Source organism: Lentimicrobiaceae bacterium (assembly GCA_028697555.1).
Lineage (GTDB): Bacteria > Bacteroidota > Bacteroidia > Bacteroidales > UBA4417 > UBA4417.
The window spans coordinates 16,795-37,522 of sequence record JAQVEX010000025.1; the positions used below are offsets into that span (position 1 = coordinate 16,795).

The following is a 20,728-nucleotide window of genomic DNA, read 5'->3' on the forward strand; positions in this document are numbered from 1 at the left end:
AAGCGAGAATTACTTTCAAGGCATGGCTATTAATAATTACAAATTATTATCTGTATCATTAGCCACGCCTTTAAAGACGTGGCTAATGATGGTTGATAAATCCCTATTCCTCCACCGCTTTTTTCTTGTCGGGTATCATTGCTACTACCGTTATAATAACCAAAATAGCTAATAGCAGACAGAAAGCCAATCCTAACATTGCTCCTTGGCGAACAAGCACATTATCTTGTCTTCCTACGAATGGTATTATTTTGCCTAACCATGCTATAGGTTCGGTTCTGGATACTACTGCTGTGTATATTCCGGCTGCTATGGCTACTCCAAAGCTTGTTCCAAGTGATGATGCCATCTTGAAAATACCGGCACCGCTACCAGCCTGACTGTCGGGCAAGTTAGATAAAGCTGCATCGGTGGCAGGTGTTGCGAAGAAAGCCAAGCCCAATCCGAAAAGCGAATAAGCAATAATAGCCAACACTACATATTGTCCGGTCATTATCTGGGTCTGCATTAGCAATATAATAGCGGCACTAATAATTAATGCTCCCCAAATAATCGGCTTTTTAGCACCAAATCTTTGCAATAATTTTTCACCCACACGAATAAACAAAATTACGGCAAGAGCAAAACCAAGTGTAAGCAATCCGGCTTCCATTGCGGTAAACTGTGCTCCACGTTGCATCAATGTTAGCGAAACTATAAGCAAACCAGCAGTTCCGTTAATGAAAAAGTTTGCCAAAGTTGCACCTGTAAATATTTTGTTTTTAAATAATCCAAAATCGACAAAAGCGTAAGGCACTTTATTTTCAATTCTAATAAATATATAACCAAATACTATTGTAATAGCTAGTAAAACAATAGTAATCCAACTTGTCCAACCGAATTTATTTCCGTTAGTGATAAAAATTTGCAATGCAATCATTGCAATCATAAACACAATAATTCCTCCCCAGTCTATTTTGTATTTACCTGCTCCTTCGCGGCGGTTTTCCGGAAGTTCTTTGGTTAAAATCAAGGCAATAATCGCTACGATTATTGCGAAAAAGAAAATCCATCTCCAACCTAAGCTCGAAGCTATAATTCCGCCTGTAAGCGAGCTTAATCCTGAACCACCGAATGTACCTATAGACCATAAACTAATAGCACGCTGACGCTCTTTTCCTTCCCAGAAAATTTTAATCATACCCAAACTTGTAGGCATAACAAAAGCTGCAGAGAGTCCTTGTAAAGCACGTCCTATAAGCAACATAGGCACTGCAAGACTTCCACTAGGCGACAAGCCAACCAAAAGTGAGCCTAAAATTGCTAAATATAAACCAATTTTGAAGGTTTTTACGCGTCCAATACTATCGGCTAAACCGCCTATTACGACGATAAAAATCCCCGAAAAAAGTGCTGCCAACGACACGGCAATATTCATAGTGTTGGCGTCCATGCCAAGTGCTTCGGTCATCACCGGCGATACATTCATCATAGAATTGGCAAAAAGCCAAAATGTTAAAACTGCAAGGATAAAGCCTATAAGCACTTTATCTGTTCCTTTGTAAGTTGTTGTACTATTCATGTTTAATACGTTTTAAGGATTTATGTTTAATTAAAATGTTCTATTTTTTCAAATTATAAGGTAGCACAATGGAAGCTCCAATAAGAAATTGGAAATAATCGTCTAAAGGATTATATCCAGCTGTCGCCCATATCGGCAATGATGATTTTCCGTACAACGGAACTGTATATTTTACAGTTGCTTCAATATTATTAACTCCCGATTTAGTTTTGTTGTACAACCCAGTCCAAGGTGTTACTGCAACAGCCGCAGATGCTGTAATACGATTGAAAGTGTAGCTGTAATTGGCTTCTATGTATGTGGTAAAATTTCGTTTATGATTAATGGTATCTGTAGGTCTTGGGTCGAAACCGGCAACAAGCGTAGCCCATTTAAAACCCAAATTAAACGGGAAAGTGTAATCGATGGACGCATCAATAAAGTGTTTTGATGTTGTAAGACCAAAATCTGTGATATCTGTATCCCAAAATTTTGTCCCCGGCGAATAAATATCAGTTATCCCAATTTTCAATCCCTTAACAGGCGAATAAAAAACCCAAGGTATCATGGCTTTGTAAACGTTATCGAAAGAAGCTCCTGTAGAAACTCCTACAATAAATTTTCCATTAGTAAAAGTTATACTTGGCTCAAACGATGGAGCATCACCGAACAAAGGACCAACACCAAGTCCACGCCAATAATGCTGTGTTACGTATTTGGCATTACCAATAACCATCCAATTCGATTTGGTTTTTGCAGTCTCGGAATTGCTTTGCGTTTCTTGTGCTCGCAAACCGACAGTAAACGCAAGTAGTATCGCAACAGTAATAATTTTGCTCTTCATAATATTACAGGTTTTCAACGAAAATAATTTGAACTATCAATAATCACACTTGTTGGTGATAATAATGCGACAAATTTAATTTTTTTTTATAAAAAACTCAATCATTGAAAAAAATTTTAGAAAAAATTTTCTCAATGTGCATAATGTTGATTTTTAAGAAATTACAACATTCAGTTAAAAATATGTGAAAAACAAATACTTAATATTAAATAATTATTACTTTTGTCAAGTCTATTAGGGGAGCTAAGTGCTATTTAAGTACTATGCTGAGAAACAAACCCTTGTACCTGATTGAGTAATTTCAACGTAGGAAAATGGATGGTTTTTTAACATAATACACACATAGACGTTTCTCCTAATAAAAGAGAAACGTCTTTTTTTATTGCAAAAAATATGAGCATGACAAAACAAAATTATTTTGACCAATTCGCATCTGAATACGATACTTGGTTTTTGAAAAACATGAACTTACTAACATCGGAAGTTAGATTAGTGGCTCACTTTTTAAAAGATGCAGGTAAAATTTTATCGGTAGGATGCGGTAGCGGCTTGTTTGAGACTATACTAAAAAAAGATTTCAATATTATTATCGAAAACGGTATTGAACCTTCGGTAGGAATGGCAGAAATAGCAAGAAAAAGGGGCTTAAACGTTGTTAACAACACAGCCGAAGATGCCGACATGGGCATCAACGAATACGACACTATCTTGTACAACGGTACGCCAAGCCATATTTCAAATTTAGAAACTTCTTTAATAAAGGCGCACAAAGCGTTGAAGCATGGCGGCAAAGTAATCTTAATTGATGTTCCGAAAGAAAGTTCCTTTGGAATTATGTATAACTTGGCAAAACTCGCTAATACATGGGATAACGAACTTTTACAAGGCGTTTTTCCGCCATCGCCCTATCCTATTGAGTTTGTGAAGCTGGCTCATTGGCGTACAACAGACGAAATAGTTGAACTTCTTAAAAAAACAGGGTTTTCCGACTTCCAATTTGCTCAAACGCTGACCAATCACCCGATTTACTCGAATATTGAAGCTGAAACTCCTATAGAGGGCTACACAAAAGGCGACTACGTCGCTGTTTGTGCTACAAAGAAATAAATTAATTAACGTATTAAAATATTTTAAAATGGATTTAAATAAAGTTTTATCGCAATTGCAAGAAAAATCGCCGTTGGTACATAATATCACAAATTATGTTACCATGAATAACACGGCAAACGCTTTACTCTCAATAGGTGCATCGCCTGTGATGGCTCACGCTGCTGAAGAGGTTGAAGAAATGGTAAAAATATCATCGGCTTTGGTTATTAACATTGGCACACTAAGTCCGCACTGGGTGCAAGCCATGATAAAAGCAGGAATTGCAGCAAAAGAAAACAATATTCCCATCATTTTCGACCCTGTCGGTGTTGGTGCAACAAGCTACAGAAACGAAGTTGCAAAAACAATTTTGCAAGAATGCAAACCCAACATAGTTAGAGGTAATGCTTCCGAAATACTATCGTTGGTAAAAAGCAACGTAAAAACCAAAGGCGTCGATAGCACAATAGCGGTTGACAATGTTGTTTCATCGGCGAAAGACTTGGCTAATGATTTAAATACCGTAGTTGTTGTAAGCGGCGAAACCGACTATATAACAGACGGCTCGAAAAGTGCTTTCATTGAAAACGGTTCGCCAATGATGATAAAAGTTACAGGTATGGGATGCACGGCTACAGCTATTGTTGCCGCATTTGCAGGCACATTAAAAAATCCTTTTGATGCAGGCGTAGCAGGTATGGCTGTCATGGGCGTTGCAGGAGAACTCGCAGCTAAAAAATCGGAAGGTCCCGGTTCATTGCAGTTGATTTTCCTTGACACTCTGCACAATCTCAACAAAATGGATTTAAACAGTTTGCTTAAAATTAGAAATGAATAAAATTGATTACAGCTTATATTTGGTAACCGATAGCGGACTTACAAAAGGCAGAAATCTTTTAGAAGTTGTGGAAGACGCTGTAATTGGTGGCGTTACGATAGTACAACTTAGAGAAAAAGACATTTCTACTATGCAATTTTACAAGTTGGCAATCCAATTTAAGCAAATGCTTTCAAAATACGGCGTTCCGCTAATTATTAACGACCGATTGGATATTGCTTTGGCAGTCGATGCGGACGGAATCCACGTTGGACAACACGATTTGCCTGTAGAAATCATCAGAAAACACATGCCAAAAGGTAAAATAATCGGACTTTCGGTAGAAAATGTTGAACAAACTGAAATCGCCAACCATTTAGATGTTGATTATGTAGCCGCTTCGCCGATTTTCAATACTTCTACCAAAACTGATACCGCACCTGAACTAAGGATAGAAGGATTGAAAGAAATTGCTGCCGTATCAAAGCATCCAATTGTGGCTATTGGTGGAATGAATATGAGCAATGCCGGAAGTATCATCAAAGCCGGTGCTTCGGGTGTAGCCGTAGTTTCGGCAATTGTTTCGGCTGACAGTCCGCAATTGGCTGCTAAGCAATTGTTAGAAACAGTGAATTTGAACAAGTTAACTTAATTTTTTACAATGTCAGATATAAACAAAATTGGAGAATTTGGGTTGATTGAGACCTTTGCCGACAAGTTTAATCACTTGCTTGACAAAAACAACTTGGGTATAGGCGACGATGCTGCTGTTATTCGCATTGACGACGATTACAGTTTTGTTGTTACAACCGATATGCTTGTGGAAAAAATTCATTTCATAAGCGACAAGATTTCTCCGCAGGAATTAGGACAAAAATCGCTGATTGTAAATTTGAGCGATATTGCCGCAATGGGAGCCGTACCTGTTGCATCATTTTTGTCTGTTGCAATAAACAAAAATACAAGTTTGGAGTACGTACAACAGTTTACCGAAGGTTATTTGTTGACATCAAACGAATATAAAGTCCCGCTTATGGGTGGCGACACGACCAAATCACCAAACGAGCTTACTATTAATGTTTGTGTTATTGGTAAAGTTGAAAATAAACGCATAAAGTACAGACACAGTGCACAAGGCGGTGATATTGTGTGTGTAACGGGATTTTTGGGAGATTCAGCCGCAGGACTTTCGTTGCTGTATAAAGACAAAAAAATGCAGGAACAATACGCCGAACTCGTAAAAGCACATCATTTGCCTATTGCTCGCGTTGATGAAGGTAGGTTTTTAAGCTCTTTCTCACAAGTACACGCCATGATGGATATTTCGGACGGTATCGGCTCCGACTTAAAACATATTAGTAAGGCATCGAAAGTCAGTATTAATATTGATACTGAAAAAATTCCTTTGAGTGAAAAGTTGCAAAACTATTGCCAACAAACGGATAAAAATCCTTTGGAGTTTGCTATTTCAGGCGGAGAAGACTACGAACTGTTGTTTACTGTTGATAAAGATTACTTTAATGAATTGAGTTTTGAGTATCTAAACAAGTTCGGCAGACCAATATTTCCTATAGGTACAGTCAGAGCCGAAGGCGAAATTCCTGAAGTTTTGTATTTTTACAATAATAAACGTCTAACCGCAAGTTACGGCGGATTCGACCATTTTAAAACAACAAACAAATGAAAACCTATAAACGTACATTAACCATTGCCGGCAGCGATTCGGGAGGTGGAGCCGGCATACAAGCCGACATAAAAACCATTTCTGCATGCGGCTGCTTTGCCACATCGGCTATTACAGCTATCACGGCACAAAATACCGAAGGCGTTTTTGCAATACACGCCATTCCACCCGAAATCGTTGAAAAACAAATACAAGTCGTTATTGACGATATTGGAACCGATAGCGTTAAAATCGGAATGCTTAACAATAGCGAAACTACCGTCGCAGTTAAAAGAGCTCTTAGCAAGTACGACATAAACAAAATTGTTCTCGACCCTGTAATGGTATCAACATCTGGACATAAATTATTGGAAGATGCTGCAATACAAACACTTATAGAGCAACTGTTTCCGCTATGTCATCTTATTACACCCAACATTCCAGAAGCTGAACTGCTGCTTGGCAGAAAAATAACAAGTCAAGAGGAGTTTCCAGACACAGTAAAAGAATTGGCGGAAAAATTCAACTTGTCGGTTTATCTTAAAGCCGGACATTTGGACGGCGATTCGTTTTACGATATATTTTATCATCTTCCCACAAAATCATCAAAAATATTGCATGGCAAACGCGTTAAAACAGTGAACACGCACGGGACAGGTTGCAGCCTATCTTCCGCTATTGCTGCTTTTTGGGCTAAACACGACGACATCAATGTTGCTGTTGAAAACGCTCATCAGTACATACAAAAGGCAATATTTGAAGGCAAAGATTATAAAATCGGTAACGGACACGGTCCTATAAATCATTTCTTTGAAATCCTTAATAAATAATTTTGTGTTATGATTTTGCAACACCTGCCGCACATCAACGCAATGTGGAACGAACTAAAAGATATTTTTAGCACAATAGTGTCGCATGATTTTATTATTGGACTTTCGGAACAAAAATTGTCGCTCAATGCTTTTAAACACTACCTTCAGCAAGATGCTTTGTACTTAATTGACGATGCCGTTTCGTTGCAAAACCTATCAGATAGAAGCACAAACGAAGATTACAAACGTTTCTTCGCCGAATTAGCTACCGATAGTATTGAAATGGAAAAAGCTTTACATGAGCAATATTACAAACTATACGATGTAAAAGCTACAACGGTCAAAAGCGAGGCAATAAGTCAATACACCGAGCACTTGCTTTTGCAATCGAAAAATGCTGCGTATCCCGAAGCATGTGCGGTACTACTACCCTGCTTTTGGGTTTATACTTACATTGGTGAAAATTTTCCAAAATCAAACGTAAAAGATAATATTTATCAGGAATGGATTAATACGTACAAAAGCGATTTGTACTACAACTACACTATGCAATTCTTGCAAATATGCGATGAATTGGCTGATAAATCCGATAAAAAAATCAGAAAAAACATGTTGGAAATGATGCGAACTTCGTGCTTATACGAATTAGCATTTTTTGACGAAAGCGTTTCAAAAAGCTAAGTCAACCGCAGGTTTACCATTCTTCTTCAACAGGAACAACTTGGGGTTGCATACCTTCTTTTAGTCTGCTTATAAGACCTTTGCAAAATTCATCTACTTGTTTAAGATAATCAGCCATATCGGGAGAATAGTCTCTGGCACTTGTATCCAACCAATTTTCAATAGGATAACGAGAAACTCCCCTTAGTATGAAATCGTTTATTGTGTAACGATAGCGATTTTCTTTCAATTCAAGTTTTAAGAAATAATCGACTACACCAACGGTTTTTTCGACCTTATCGACTTCCTTTTTCACTTCAATGCGGTGAATAATATCAATAATCCCCGTATGCGGATTCCTGACTCTTGTGACAGCGACAGGATTTTTGTATTCTGTATTAATCCACTCAATGGCTCTGTTAAAAAGCACTTCCTGCGTACCCTGCATACTAACCACCTCACGATATTGGATTTTGTTTGTAGTTTTATCAATAGGTACTATTTCGGCAGATTTGTTTGTTCCTTGTCTTTGGTTTTTGGGATTATTTTGTGAAAAAGCCGATGTACAAAACATCACAGCTACAATTGTTAATAAGCTTAATTTAAAATTCATAAAAATAAATTATAGTTAAAAAGTTTCGTTTATTTCAAGACATAAACATTGGTGCAAAATTCGTGCCGTTAAATGCGAGTCTATTTATTTCTTTTCCGAATTATTTTCCTTGTCCATAACAATGAAAAGGTCTTCACCTTTTCTCTTCAACCAAAAATGCTCTCTTGCATATTTTTCAAAAACTGAAGTATCGTTCAACAGTTCGTTGTAAATGGTGCTATCTTTGGCAATTTCCGATTGGTAAAATTGCTTTTCTCGCTTTAAATCTCGCAACTCTTTTCGGAGACCAATCTGGTAAAAAATATTACTGCTATCTAAAAACAATATCCACACCAAAAACAAAAGACTTACAATGAAGTATTTGTTTTTAAGCACTTTGAATATTTTTTTTGTTTTTAGTTTTCCCACAATGCAAAATTAACAATATTTGTTCACACAATATAGCCATAATAAAAAAATTTAGCTCACGTTTCCCAAATAGTTGTAACTTTGCTCCTTTAAATGAAAAACAAGGATTTACATATATTATTTTTGACGAGGTGGTATCCGCACAAATTCGACTCAATGTTCGGTTTGTTTGTGCAGCGTCATGCCGAAGTTGCATGCCAAATAGGTAATGTTTCGGTAATTTATTTGCACGAACTGAAAGACGGTCAGAAGAAATGGACTGTAACCAACGACATCGAAAACAATTGCCACGTTGTTAGGGTTTACTACCCCGATGTAGAAGGTGTGAAATTGCTTTGCCTTCCCATTAAGGCATACAGGTTTATTAAGGCATTTCGTATTGCTTACAAACTCGTTGTTAAAAACATAGGCAAACCTACTCTAACTCACGTCAATATTTTAACACGTATGGGAATATTAGCCGAATGTTTACGCATATTTAAGAAGATTCCATACGTGATAACCGAACATTGGTCGAGGTACTTGCCTATTACCAATACTTACAAAGGTTTTTTCAGAAAAATTGCTACGAAACGTGTTGTAAAAAAAGCATCGGCGGTTAGTACGGTTAGCAAAAACCTTGAAAATGCAATGAAAAGCCATAAGTTGTTGAACGATAATTACTTTCTATTGCCAAACGTGGTCGATTTTGATTTGTTTACACTCAGACACAATAACAAATCGGACGTTTTCAGATTTTTGCACGTTTCGTGTTTTGAAGACAGGTCTAAAAACATTAGCGGTTTGCTAAAAGCTACATTAAAACTTTCGGAAGAAGTATCTAATTTTGAACTCGTTCTGGTCGGCGATGGTGTTGACTTTGAAGTTATGAAACAACAAGCTGCTAATATGCCTTTTAAAGCCGGCACTATTAAGTTTACCGGACTTTTAGAAGGAAAAGATTTGGTTGAGGAATTTCGAAAAGCAAACGCTTTAATTTTGTTTTCCAACTACGAAAATATGCCTGTCGTTATTTCCGAAGCGTTTGCTTGCGGTCTTCCGGTTATTGCTACCAAAGTTGGCGGTATCCCCGAATTTGTTAGCGAAAGCAACGGAATTTTGGTCGATAGAGGCAACGAGGAGCAACTTAAAAACGCAATGCAAGAAATTATGCTCAATTATTCAAAATACGATTCAAATAAAATACGAAACCAAGCCGACAAAATTTTTAGTCAAGCGGCTGTTAAAAAATCACTCGAAAATCTTTACAGTAAGATTAATTAATCAAAATTGATATGATAAGAATTAAAACTACGACTTTTATACTACTACTTTTTGTTGCTCATCTGGCTACCGGTCAGACGTCTATAGAACAAATGCGAAAAGATATTCTGTTCTTAACCGACTCATCTCTTTTAGGTCGTGAATCGGGAACCAAGCAAGCTGAAATAGCAGCCGACTACATAGCTAAGCGAATGAAAGAAATCGGTCTTAAACCATACGATTCCAAAAACGGATTTTATCAGCAATTTAACTTACACTTTCCGGTTATTTTTGAAGATGCGAAATTAACAGTCAATAAAAGAGAGTTTAAGTATAAAGAAGATTTTTGGATTACAGACTTTTCGGGTAGCGGCACAGCTGTCGGCACTGCTCTTGAACTAAAATGCAGACAACTAAATTCGTTGAATAAAAGAAGTGAGACCGAGTTTCTGAATAAGATTATTTTACTCGACTTAGCTAATTACAAAGATATTGACAATGATTTTGACCTTATAGATACCATTACCGAAACGGTTAAAACAATAGCTGATAAAGGTGCAGCTGGTATAATTATGTACAACACATCGGATAAACCTAACGTGTTGTTATTATTTGGTTCTACATTTACCGATACGGTTGATATTCCTGTGATTTTTATAAAAAAATCGTCTTACTCAAAAATCAGACGTTGGAGGAATACAAAGATTTCACTGACCACAAATGTTGAACGAACAACTACAACGCCAACAAATGTCATAGGAAAAATTGATAATAATTCCGACAAAACCGTAGTCATAGGTGCACATTACGATCATTTGGGAGTGAAACTATCCATTAATTCCAACAGAGAAGAAGTTTTCAACGGAGCCGACGACAATGCTTCGGGCGTAGCTCTTATGCTGCAGCTTGCCGAATGGATGCTCTACAACGAAAGCATTAACTACAACTACCTGTTTGTTGCTTTTGATGCAGAAGAAAAAGGTCTTTGGGGTTCGAAATACTTCTGCAATAATAAATACATTAACAATGACAGCATATATTATATGCTCAATATTGATATGGTTGGGCGTTTGGGAGTTTTAGGCGACAGTATTCAAGTGTTTGGAACGGGAAGTGCCGAAAGCTGGAATAATATTTTGGATAAAATAAGTTGTGATGATTTTGGCGTGATAAGAAGAAAAAACTCACCGCCAATGTCAGACCACTTTTCGTTTTACAGCAATGAAATTCCTGTTGCTTTTATAACCACAGGTCTGCACGAGCAATATCACCAACCCACCGACGACGAGCATTTGATTAATTACGAAGGTATGGCAAAAGTCTTGCAATATACACGTCAGTTTTTGCGTATTGCTGAAAGAGACAGAGCCATTAAATTTTCGGAAACGAAAGAGTAATAAATTTTCATTACTGCCTGATGAATATCTTTAATCACAAAGGTGCTGTTGGGGTGCGGGTTACGGTAGCCTTTAGCTTTTGGCTATTAGCCTTTAGCCATTAAACAAACTTTGCCAACAGCCAACAGCCAACAGCCAACAGCCAACAGCTAACAGCTAAAATCACATCTACCATACAACAATAATAAATTTTAAGCACAATAGCTGTAAATATCAAATATATAGTTAATTTTGCACAATAAGAAAACACATAGAATAACAAAATAAAATAATAAAAACTTATGAAATACACAGCATTATCAAAGGTTCACGAAAGCAACGGAGCTAAAATGGTTGAATTTGCAGGTTATTACATGCCTATTCAATTTACAGGTATAAACGATGAACACGAAACAGTACGTACAAAATTAGGCGTTTTTGACGTCAGCCACATGGGCGAAATTTGGGTAAAAGGTCCAAATGCATTGGAATTTTTGCAATACGTTACCAGCAACGACGTTTCGAAACTTACAGACGGAAAAATTCAGTACGCTTACTTCCCAAACAAAACGGGCGGTATAGTCGATGATTTTTTGACTTACAGAATAGACGCCGAAACATATTTGCTTGTTGTAAACGCTTCGAACATGGAAAAAGATTGGAATTGGCTTGTTGAAAACAACAAACATAACGCAGTTTTATACAACGCTAGCGACGAAATTTCGCAACTTGCTGTTCAAGGTCCGCTTGCACTTAAAGCTATGCAAAAACTTACCGACACTCCAATTGAGGACATGAAATACTACACTTTCAAAAAATTAAATTTTGCAGGTGTTAAAGACGTAATTTTTTCTATTACAGGTTACACAGGTTCAGGCGGTTGCGAAATTTATTTTGCAAATGAAGATGCTCATAAAATCTACTCAGCTGTTATGGAAGCCGGTAAAGAATACGGCATTAAACCAATTGGTTTGGCTGCACGCGACACTCTACGCTTAGAAATGGGTTTCTGCTTGTACGGCAATGATATCGACGAAACAACATCGCCTATTGCCGCCGGATTAAGCTGGATTACTAAATTCCCCGAATACAAAAACTTTATCAACAGAGAACAATTGCTTAAAGATAAAACCGAAGGTACAAAAGAAAAACTTGTAGGTTTTGAACTTATCGACAAAGGTATTCCACGTCAAGGATACGACGTTGTTGATGCCAACAATAACAAAATCGGTAGAGTTACTTCAGGAACTATGGGTCCTTCGGTTAAAAAACCTATTGGAATGGCTTACGTAGCTTCCGAACACGCAAAAGAAGGAAACAAGATTTATATCTTGGTTAGAAATAAACCTTTGGAAGCTGTTATTGTTAAACTTCCATTCTACAAAGGATAAGATGATTGAAGCAAGCGTATTTTTATCGCCAGACCTGTATAAACACAACAAAAGCAATTATAAAAATACGCTTGCTGTCATTATTGACGTATATAGAGCCACGTCTTCGTTTTCGGTTTTATTCGACGTCGGGTTGGAAAGTATTATTCCGACTGCCGAAATTGACGATTTGCTCAAACATAGAACTAATCCCGACTTACTTATTGCAGCCGAAAGAGGTGGCGATAAATTGCCTTTCGCCGACTTCGGAAACTCGCCTACCGAGTATTTAAAACACGATTTTAAAGGAAAAACTATCGCCTACTCTACTACCAACGGCACAAGAGCTATTGAAGCCGCACGCAATAATAAAAAAGTAATTACTGCATGTTTCAATAACCTATCGGCTGTCGTAGATTTCATTATCAATGAAAAAGTTTCGGAACTTGGTATAATATGCTCGGGATGGGAGAACAATCCTTGCATTGAGGACACCTTATGTGCCGGCGCTATTATTGATAAAATTAAGGAAAACACTAAACCTAACGAAGTTTTTATCAAAAACGATTCGGCTAATATGGCTTACGAATTGTGGAAAAGCAATAAACACAACTTTGAAAAACTGATTAAAAAAGGTAATCACTACGAAAGGTTGTACAAACGCAATTTGCTTTCGGATTTGGAATATTGTCTTAAAATAGATGTTTCTAAGTCTGTTCCTGTGCTGACAGGAGACGGGAGACTAGTGAATGGTGGTGGGTGATGAGTGATGAGTGATGGATGATAAGTGATGGCTTGTCCCGAGTATTCGGGAGTGATGGGTGGCTGTTAGCTGTTAGCTGTTAGCCGTTAGCTGTTGCGGGGTGCGGGGTGCGGGACTTCGCTCACTGAGCCTGTCGAAGTGTCGAAGTCCCGAAAAACATCTATACTAACATTTTCGGCATTTCGACAAGCTCAATGACCGAAAATGCCGAAGGCGTATCGAAATGCCGAAGTGATGAAGACAATGAGTGCCAATATTTTCGTGCTTCGATTGCTACGGTGTCTGAGTTTATCGAAGACCGCACTCAGCAACCGAAAATATTGCAATGACCGAAAATGGTTGAAATGACCGAAAATGTCGAATCACTCACCACCGACCACCGACCACCGACCACTCACCACCAATCACCAACCACTACATATAAAGCATATAATCCGTAAAAAAGTTCCACTCTTCTTCCGAAATATTGTTATCTAAGATAAATTGCTTTTCCTTGTTTAGAGTTATTAGTGTTTCCTTTACGGAGATGCCGTTGTTCTTTATGTTGGCTTTAAGTTCGTCGATTGCGGGAAACACATCAGTTGTAATCCATTTTAAAATGATGTAATAAACGATATCGCTTTGTTTGGCGTCGTCATCTTTCAGATTGAAAAATATATCACGTGCCGTTGCCAACGAATCGCCGCCCATGCTAATTGAACACCTTGCAATGGCTCTTAAAACGTTTTTGTTCTCAGGTTGCTGTGCAAGTACTTTATAGTATGTATCAATAGCATCGGAATACATTTTATTGTCGCTGTATGAAATAGCCAATTGTATCAACACATCAGGGTTTTCGGGTTGCAGCATTAGAGCTTTTTTCGACCAATTGAGAGCTTCGGCATAATTTCCTAAAACATTGTAGCAATATACAATTTTGTTTATAGTCCAAACGCTTTGAGTCTCAAACAATTCCACCTTGATATAATAATTGACTGCAGCTTCAAAATTGTTTAACTGCTGATAGCAAAAGCCGATTTTTTCCAATAATTCTTTGTTTGGTGGTATTTTATTTTCGATGACCGTAAAAATGCGTAATGCCTTGCCGTAATATGAGTTTTTGAAGAAAAAGTCGGCAGCTTTGTGCAACAAAGTATTGTTTTCGCCCTGCAACTCGACTAATATTCCGCTATCCAAAACCCAATCTATCTCAAAAAAGTTTACAAACTCGTTTTTATTCGGATGCAACTTGAAAAATCGGTATAAATCCTGAATGTATTGCGAAAAAATAAATGGCTTGGTATTGTCAACATCTTTCCACTGTTCGTCTTCTTTAATTTCTTTTAGTTGCTCACTTTCAATACTTAACATAGAAACTATTTGTTTGCACTGTTCAGCCGGCAAGGAACTCAAATTGAAATAGAATGAATATTTGTCGGAATTGCAGATGTAGAACGAATTTTCGATGCTTTCCACAAGTTTTTGTTTAACATCATCGGAAACATTGGCAGGAACATCGTTTATTTCGGGATTTTCTCTGTAAAAAGGACGAAACCAATTGGAAATCTCCTTAAAAAAAGGATAGTTCTTAAACTGGGCAAAGGTTCCCATGAAAAAATCGCTGCCTTCAAGTTGCATTTCCGACATTTTTTCCATACGATTTATCAAATCCGAATCGGAACCGAAAATATTTTCCCAATCGGGGTTCATATCGTTGTTATCGGAATTGAATAAATCTTCCAAATTCAATTTATCTTTAAGACTGTCTTTTAGTTTATCTTCAAGCCCTACAACATTAGGCAAAATCTCGTCAACAAGCTGTTTCGACAGTTTTTCTGTTTCCAAAGATTTTAAAAGCTTTTCTATCAAAAAAGTTGTATCTCTGATAAACAAAGGGTCGTTTTTGTACTGCAACAGTCTGTTGTTGAGCTGTGTATATAGCTTGAACCTGTTGCCGAACATGAGCATTGCAATAACAATTCCAGTAAGTGCTCTTTGCCAGACTTCATTTTCTCTGTCGTCGTAAAAATCGCATAGTATTTCCACTTTCTTCGAATCGAAATAAGAAATCATGCTTAGCGTAATAGCACTAACGGTAACGCACTTTTCGTACCAAGGCAAATGCCCTGATTTTCTGATAGCTTGCGCCAATTTTTTGTCGTTTTCTTTATATTTTTCTGTCTGCCAAAGCAAGCGAAACAAAGATGGCGTTAAAAAAGTGAAAGTTTTTTCATTGTCGCCGCCGGTTTCCATATCAGCGATGAGCTTTGCCAACTGCACGTTAAAAGAATACTCCTTAACATTTTGCAAAGCTTCTTCTTTCAGCAGATTTTCAAAATATTCTTCGTGCTGTTTTTTGTGAACAATAAAATCGCCGCTACTTATTTTATAATCTCTCATTAAGGTATCGGTAATTTCGTAAAGTTCGGCAACAAAGTTGTTGTATATCGTATCCTGATTGGGGTCGTTGACTCTTTTGAAATAATAATCCAACAGCATTCGGTAATTGCTGTCAATTTGCTCAACCTGCGAAGTTATTCGGTAGTTGTTTTGCAGATTTGAAATTTGTAAAATAAGATTAATAGCCGATTTCAACTTACCTGTAGATAAATTTCGGTATATCTTGTCGAACATTTGTTCATTTATTTTAGAAGTGCTCATGACTGATTTTTTCGTTAACTATGCAATATATATTGAGCCACAAAAAACAAACCAAACAACAATTATACAATAAAACCTGACTAATTATCAGTTTTTGTTTCTTCGCCTTTAATCATTTCTAAAAACTTTTCTTCTGAAATTATAGGAATATTGAGTTCCGTAGCTCTTTTCAGCTTTTCGGGTCCCATATTTTCGCCTGCGACAATAAACGAAGTCTTGCTCGAAACGCTACTTGTGAGTTTTCCGCCGTTGTTTACAACTTGTTGCTCAAGGTATTTTCTGTTCTGAGAAGTCCCGAAACTTCCGGTAACCACAATTGACTTGCCTTGAAAAATACTTCCTGTAATTTTTTCCGATTCATCTATTTCAAATTTCAAACCCGCTTTTTTAAGTCTGTTTATGATTTCAATATGGCTCTGCGAACTAAAATAATTAATTATAGATTCCGAAACTTTTTCGCCAACATTTTCAACCTGCATAAGTTGTTCGTAATCGGCATTGATAATATTGTCGATATTGGAAAAATGCATAGCCAACTGTTTTGCACTGGTTTCGCCAACATATTTAATACCCAGACCATACAAAACCTTATCAAATGGACGTTCCTTCGATTTTTGAATTGCATCAATTATATTTTGAGCTGTTTTTTCTCTAAAACTAATTTTCTTAGTTTTAAGAGTTTCAGGATTTGTAATTACCTTTTCCAAACCGAGAATTTGGTCGTAGGTCAAATCGTAGAAATCGGCTACATTGTTTAGCAAGTTATAATTGTACAGCACTTCAATTTTTCCTTCTCCAAGCGTTTGAATATCCATTGCCTTGCGACTGATAAAATGTTCTAAACGCCCTTTTATTTGTGGCGGACAGTCGTCGTAGTTCGGACAAATAATAGCGACTTCTTCGGGCAAGTTCACAAGTTTGGTATTACATTCGGGACAGTATTCCGGAAACTGCACCGGTTCGGTAAAAAGTTCACGCCTGTTTAAATTTACACCGACAATCTTGGGAATAATATCGCCGCCTTTCTCGACGTAAACATAATCGCCTATGTGAACATCTAATTTTGAAATAAAATCGGCGTTGTGCATGCTGGCTCTTTTAACTGTTGTTCCGGCAAGAGATACAGGTTTTAAGTTTGCCACCGGAGTAATAACTCCTGTCCGTCCTACCTGAAAATCGACTGAAATAAGATTGGTTTCGGCTTGTTCGGCTTTAAACTTGTAGGCAATAGCCCATCGCGGCGATTTTGCAGTATAACCCAAATCTATCTGCTGTTGCAAAGAATTTACTTTTATCACAACACCGTCAATTTCAAAAGGCAAAGAATTTCGCTTTTGCTCGGCTTCGTTGATAAATTTCCATATTTGGTCTATGTTTTTACACAATCTGTAATAATCGCCTGTATTGAAACCCCAATTTTTGAGTGTATTAATGCTTTCCAATTGCGTAGAAACCGCACTATGCTCGCTTATCAGATTATAAATAAATGATTTCAAAGGACGCTTTGCAACTATTTTTGAGTCTTGAAGTTTAAGACTTCCTGCTGCGGCATTTCGGGGATTAGCAAAAAGCGGTTCTTCGTTTTCTTCCCTTTGAATATTAAGCTGCGTAAAACCCTTATGTGGCAAAATAATCTCGCCTCTGGCTATGATTGAAGACGGAAAATCGTTTCCTCTAATTTTTAAAGGCACATTTTTTATTGTTTTTACGTTTTGAGTAACATCGTCGCCTTTTTCGCCGTCGCCACGCGTAATTGCTTGCACCAAAACACCATTCTCATAAATCAAACTAATGGAAACTCCGTCGAACTTCAACTCGCAAATGTATTCAATATCCTGTTCAGGTAATAATTGTCTGACACGTTGATCAAAAGCTAAAATCTCCTCCTTGCTGTAAGTGTTTGATAATGACAACATCGGAACACTATGAGCAACAGCCTTAAATTCGTTTATTACCTGCCCTCCTACTCTTTGCGAAGGAGAATCGGGTTGCAAATATTCAGGATATTGTTTTTCCAAATATATCAAACGCTCCAACAGTTGGTCGAAATCGTAGTCGGATATTGTAGGCTGAGCCAAAACGTAGTAGTTATAATTGTGCTCGTTTATTTCGTCAATTAGCCTTTTTATTTCATTTTTAACGTCTACCGTCATATTAAATTATTTTACTTTTTTCCACATAATTCCAATAACAAAGATAAGAATTTTATAGTTTTGTGTGGAACTAAAATAACGGCGTTAAAATAATATTTTTATTACAAATAAGTTATAAATAAAACTACTAAATGTAATTATGAAACACCTAATTGTTAACATAAAATTGCACATAACACTGTTTCTGTTGGCTTTATTGACTTTAACGACAATTAGTAATGCCAATGCCCAAATACATTTCTGCATAATTTATACGGATAGTGGCAACCCCCTTGTTTCCTGGCAATACAAAGGTAGCGGCGTTGTAACGCAGTACATAATTAGGTGGGGTGATAGCCCGAATAATTTTGCATATTCGCAAAACATTGAGCCTACAGCAGCTTGGCATCGAATTACTAACATTAATTCGAGTTTTCAACCTGTTTATATTAAACTTATATACTCAACACAAAATTCAACCGATTCGGTTATATTCTCGACAATACATTTGAGCGCTCATAACACAAACGATGTGGGTATTTCTAATTTAAATATAAAACTGTACAAATACATGCCTTCGGGAATATTGGACATAGAACGTTTTGAAAACTCACGATTCGAACCACTAAACAGTATTGCTTTTACCTCGGGAAGTACTGATAACATTAGCTATAACGATACAATAACCTACCCTTTTTGTTCAGAAAGTAGTATTATGTACCGCGCTTTTTACTCGTCGGATAATGTAATTGAAAATTGCGGTTATCCTTCAAATCATGCTTTTATAAGTATAGGAAAAGACATTACTTCGCCAAGAAATGTTACCAACGATTACGTTACGGTTGTAGGTTCAAATAACAACTCAAACATAAAGATATCTTGGCAAGCTCCACCCGACCCCGACGTTGATGAATACTTGATAGAAAGAAAATCGGCTAATACCAACTTTTTGAATATTGGCTCTGTAAAACATCCCATTTGCACCTTTATTGACTCAACTGCCAACGCCTGCGATAGCATTTACACCTATGCAATTGTTTCGGTTGATAAATGCGGAAATAAAAGCTACGGAACGTACATGCACGAACGTAGTAATATTGTGTTAGATGTTGTTGAGCCGAACATCTGCGATAACAGCGTATCAATGTCGTGGAACGCTTATAATGCAAGCCCTAAAAATGTTGTAGAATATAGTGTTTTACGTAAATCAGGTGATAATGATTTTGAAACAATAGCAAATTTATCTTCAACAACAACAAACTATATAGACAGCCATAATTTGACTAAAAATGGAATATATACATACAAAATAAAAGCTAAACTCAGCAATGGCGTTGAAGTTGAGAGCTGTGCCGTGTCGGTAATATACACCGGTGTCGAATTGCCGGACTTGGTTTACATAAACAATGCAACTGTTGATGGGAACCAGGTTGTTGTAACGTTTTCGCATTCACCTGAAAATACCGCAAAAAAAGCATATCTACAAAGATCAACAACCCAAAACGGTCAGTACACTACAGTCAACACCATTGACTTTTCGCCTAACTATATTCCTCAATTCACTTCAATTATCGATAGTACCGCAGAAGTCAACAGTATTTCATATTTTTATAAAATATCTGTTCCCGATAGTTGCGACAACAACACTGTTGAATCGTACAATACCGGCAGGAACATCTTGCTATACATAACAAGTAACTCAGCTTACGATAATATTGTAAATCTCAACTGGTCGAAATATATAGAATGGGATAGCAGGATAGCCAAGCACATGATAATCAGAATTAACGACAACAACGAGTACGACACAATAGCCGAAGTTGGTCCTGATGTTTTTTATTATGAAGATAATATATCTGCCCAAAGTCCAACAGCCAACAATTGCTACAAAGTAATAGCTTTTGAAGATAGAAATCTCAACGACTCCGTAATAATTTACTCCGAATCTAACATTAGTTGCGCGGTAAAGGAAACTATACTGAGTATTCCCAACGCATTTAAACCAAGTGGAATAAATCGCTTGTTTAAACCTGTAATAAACAATATTAGTATTGAAAAGTACTCAATGCAGATATTCAACAAATGGGGAAGCATGATTTTTGAAACGGATAACTATGTTATGGGTTGGGATGGGGAAACAAAAGATGGTCCGGCTCCGTCTGATGTGTATATCTATTTAATAAATTTCACCGATACCAAAGGAATAAAATATCAAGAAAAAGGAACGGTGATGTTGGTTAGATAGTGAGTGGTGAGTGGTGAGTGGTGGGTGGTGGTGGAAGTATGAAGTTCCGAGTTATGAGTTATGAGTGATGGGTAGCTATTAGCTGTTAGCCCTTAGCTGTTGGCTATTTCCATTGTCTGTGTTTAGCTAATGGCTAATAGCCCGAAGTTTCGGGGCTAAAGGCAACTCCCACGGAACCCGTAACACGTAACACGTAACTCGCAACACTAATCACAAATAATTGCTATCCATAAGGTAATTTCTAACATAGTCGGCGACTCCATCTTCTAAGGAAGTAAATGGTGTTTTGTAGCCTGCTTCATTAATCAATTTGTTCATATCGGCTTGGGTGAAATACTGATACTTATCTCTGATATCTATCGGCGTATCGATAAAGTTTATATTTTCCGGTATATCAAGTGCTTTAAATACAGCTTGAGCCAAATGTAAAAACGGTCTGGCATTACCTGTGCCTAGATTGTATAAGCCGGATTTTGGTTTGTTTTCCATCAAAAATGTTATGCCTGCTCGACGA

Annotated in this window: 18 protein-coding genes and 1 riboswitch; of the genes, 11 read left to right on the forward strand and 7 right to left on the reverse strand. The window is 37.2% G+C overall.

What is annotated here, in order from left to right:
* Positions 1-103: 103 nt before the first annotated feature.
* On the reverse strand, positions 104-1,561 hold the full coding sequence (locus PHP31_05365) for an MFS transporter (GenBank protein MDD3738703.1): 1,458 nt from the start codon (positions 1,559-1,561) through the stop codon (positions 104-106).
* Positions 1,562-1,601: 40 nt separating this feature from the next.
* Positions 1,602-2,384 carry a hypothetical protein gene (locus PHP31_05370; protein ID MDD3738704.1) on the reverse strand — a complete coding sequence of 261 codons (783 nt, stop codon included), beginning with the start codon at positions 2,382-2,384 and terminating at the stop codon, positions 1,602-1,604.
* A 226-nt stretch (positions 2,385-2,610) separates the two neighbouring features.
* Positions 2,611-2,714, forward strand: a riboswitch (TPP riboswitch).
* 69 nt (positions 2,715-2,783) lie between these two features.
* Here PHP31_05370 and PHP31_05375 point away from each other — a divergent pair.
* Genes PHP31_05375 through PHP31_05400 form a run of 6 tightly spaced genes read left to right on the forward strand, consistent with a single transcriptional unit; the run spans position 2,784 to position 7,446 of the window.
* On the forward strand, positions 2,784-3,491 hold the full coding sequence (locus PHP31_05375) for a methyltransferase domain-containing protein (protein ID MDD3738705.1): 708 nt from the start codon (positions 2,784-2,786) through the stop codon (positions 3,489-3,491).
* Positions 3,492-3,519: 28 nt separating this feature from the next.
* Positions 3,520-4,311, forward strand: a complete 792-nt coding sequence (gene thiM / locus PHP31_05380) for a hydroxyethylthiazole kinase (GenBank protein ID MDD3738706.1) — start codon at positions 3,520-3,522, stop codon at positions 4,309-4,311.
* Entirely contained in the window at positions 4,304-4,942 is a 639-nt protein-coding gene (gene thiE, locus PHP31_05385) for a thiamine phosphate synthase (GenBank protein MDD3738707.1), read from the forward strand. The genes thiM and thiE overlap by 8 nt, the downstream gene beginning before the upstream one ends.
* 9 nt (positions 4,943-4,951) lie before the next feature.
* Positions 4,952-5,974: a thiamine-phosphate kinase gene (gene thiL, locus PHP31_05390; GenBank protein MDD3738708.1), complete on the forward strand. Its 1,023-nt coding sequence runs from the start codon at positions 4,952-4,954 to the stop codon at positions 5,972-5,974.
* Positions 5,971-6,783, forward strand: coding sequence for a bifunctional hydroxymethylpyrimidine kinase/phosphomethylpyrimidine kinase (gene thiD, locus PHP31_05395; GenBank protein MDD3738709.1), 813 nt, complete (start codon positions 5,971-5,973; stop codon positions 6,781-6,783). Before thiL ends, thiD begins: the two co-directional genes overlap by 4 nt.
* Before the next feature lie 9 nt (positions 6,784-6,792).
* The gene (locus PHP31_05400) at positions 6,793-7,446 is read left to right on the forward strand and encodes a TenA family protein (protein MDD3738710.1); all 654 of its coding nucleotides are present in this window, start codon (positions 6,793-6,795) and stop codon (positions 7,444-7,446) included.
* A 13-nt stretch (positions 7,447-7,459) separates the two neighbouring features.
* Here the strand turns inward: PHP31_05400 and PHP31_05405 are convergent, their stop codons facing one another.
* Complete coding sequence (locus tag PHP31_05405) at positions 7,460-8,038, reverse strand: DUF4468 domain-containing protein (GenBank protein ID MDD3738711.1); 579 nt, start codon at positions 8,036-8,038, stop codon at positions 7,460-7,462.
* 84 nt (positions 8,039-8,122) lie between these two features.
* Positions 8,123-8,413, reverse strand: a complete 291-nt coding sequence (locus PHP31_05410; GenBank protein ID MDD3738712.1) for a septum formation inhibitor — start codon at positions 8,411-8,413, stop codon at positions 8,123-8,125.
* Between the two features lie 126 nt (positions 8,414-8,539).
* Here PHP31_05410 and PHP31_05415 point away from each other — a divergent pair, with 126 nt between their 5' ends.
* The 4 genes from PHP31_05415 to PHP31_05430 all read left to right on the forward strand — a co-directional run bounded on the left by PHP31_05415 (position 8,540) and on the right by PHP31_05430 (position 13,197).
* Entirely contained in the window at positions 8,540-9,709 is a 1,170-nt protein-coding gene (locus tag PHP31_05415; protein MDD3738713.1) for a glycosyltransferase, read from the forward strand.
* Between the two features lie 11 nt (positions 9,710-9,720).
* Positions 9,721-11,085 (forward strand): M28 family peptidase, encoded by a 1,365-nt coding sequence (locus PHP31_05420; GenBank protein ID MDD3738714.1) that lies wholly within the window; start codon positions 9,721-9,723, stop codon positions 11,083-11,085.
* A gap of 281 nt (positions 11,086-11,366) precedes the next feature.
* The gene (gene gcvT / locus PHP31_05425; protein ID MDD3738715.1) at positions 11,367-12,455 is read left to right on the forward strand and encodes a glycine cleavage system aminomethyltransferase GcvT; all 1,089 of its coding nucleotides are present in this window, start codon (positions 11,367-11,369) and stop codon (positions 12,453-12,455) included.
* 1 nt (position 12,456) lies between these two features.
* Positions 12,457-13,197, forward strand: a complete 741-nt coding sequence (locus tag PHP31_05430) for a 2-phosphosulfolactate phosphatase (protein MDD3738716.1) — start codon at positions 12,457-12,459, stop codon at positions 13,195-13,197.
* Between the two features lie 414 nt (positions 13,198-13,611).
* Here the strand turns inward: PHP31_05430 and PHP31_05435 are convergent, their stop codons facing one another.
* Positions 13,612-15,837, reverse strand: coding sequence for a hypothetical protein (locus PHP31_05435; GenBank protein MDD3738717.1), 2,226 nt, complete (start codon positions 15,835-15,837; stop codon positions 13,612-13,614).
* Between the two features lie 80 nt (positions 15,838-15,917).
* Positions 15,918-17,990 carry an NAD-dependent DNA ligase LigA gene (gene ligA / locus PHP31_05440; GenBank protein ID MDD3738718.1) on the reverse strand — a complete coding sequence of 691 codons (2,073 nt, stop codon included), beginning with the start codon at positions 17,988-17,990 and terminating at the stop codon, positions 15,918-15,920.
* A gap of 139 nt (positions 17,991-18,129) precedes the next feature.
* Between ligA and PHP31_05445 the strand changes: the two genes are divergently transcribed.
* Positions 18,130-20,214 (forward strand): gliding motility-associated C-terminal domain-containing protein, encoded by a 2,085-nt coding sequence (locus PHP31_05445; protein ID MDD3738719.1) that lies wholly within the window; start codon positions 18,130-18,132, stop codon positions 20,212-20,214.
* Positions 20,215-20,424: 210 nt separating this feature from the next.
* On the opposite strand, the gene PHP31_05450 is transcribed toward PHP31_05445, so the two are convergent.
* The coding region (locus PHP31_05450; protein ID MDD3738720.1) for a hypothetical protein at positions 20,425-20,728 on the reverse strand (304 nt) is incomplete at its 5' end.

Excerpts from the sequence above, each read along its gene's own strand:
- PHP31_05365 (MDD3738703.1), bottom strand. The coding sequence starts at position 1,561 with ATGAATAGTACAACAACTTACAAAGGAACAGATAAAGTGCTTATAGGC.
- PHP31_05370 (MDD3738704.1), bottom strand. The coding sequence starts at position 2,384 with ATGAAGAGCAAAATTATTACTGTTGCGATACTACTTGCGTTTACTGTC.
- PHP31_05375 (MDD3738705.1), top strand. The coding sequence starts at position 2,784 with ATGACAAAACAAAATTATTTTGACCAATTCGCATCTGAATACGATACT.
- thiM (MDD3738706.1), top strand. The coding sequence starts at position 3,520 with ATGGATTTAAATAAAGTTTTATCGCAATTGCAAGAAAAATCGCCGTTG.
- thiE (MDD3738707.1), top strand. The coding sequence starts at position 4,304 with ATGAATAAAATTGATTACAGCTTATATTTGGTAACCGATAGCGGACTT.
- thiL (MDD3738708.1), top strand. The coding sequence starts at position 4,952 with ATGTCAGATATAAACAAAATTGGAGAATTTGGGTTGATTGAGACCTTT.
- thiD (MDD3738709.1), top strand. The coding sequence starts at position 5,971 with ATGAAAACCTATAAACGTACATTAACCATTGCCGGCAGCGATTCGGGA.
- PHP31_05400 (MDD3738710.1), top strand. The coding sequence starts at position 6,793 with ATGATTTTGCAACACCTGCCGCACATCAACGCAATGTGGAACGAACTA.
- PHP31_05405 (MDD3738711.1), bottom strand. The coding sequence starts at position 8,038 with ATGAATTTTAAATTAAGCTTATTAACAATTGTAGCTGTGATGTTTTGT.
- PHP31_05415 (MDD3738713.1), top strand. The coding sequence starts at position 8,540 with ATGAAAAACAAGGATTTACATATATTATTTTTGACGAGGTGGTATCCG.
- PHP31_05420 (MDD3738714.1), top strand. The coding sequence starts at position 9,721 with ATGATAAGAATTAAAACTACGACTTTTATACTACTACTTTTTGTTGCT.
- gcvT (MDD3738715.1), top strand. The coding sequence starts at position 11,367 with ATGAAATACACAGCATTATCAAAGGTTCACGAAAGCAACGGAGCTAAA.
- PHP31_05430 (MDD3738716.1), top strand. The coding sequence starts at position 12,457 with ATGATTGAAGCAAGCGTATTTTTATCGCCAGACCTGTATAAACACAAC.
- PHP31_05435 (MDD3738717.1), bottom strand. The coding sequence starts at position 15,837 with ATGAGCACTTCTAAAATAAATGAACAAATGTTCGACAAGATATACCGA.
- ligA (MDD3738718.1), bottom strand. The coding sequence starts at position 17,990 with ATGACGGTAGACGTTAAAAATGAAATAAAAAGGCTAATTGACGAAATA.
- PHP31_05445 (MDD3738719.1), top strand. The coding sequence starts at position 18,130 with ATGAAACACCTAATTGTTAACATAAAATTGCACATAACACTGTTTCTG.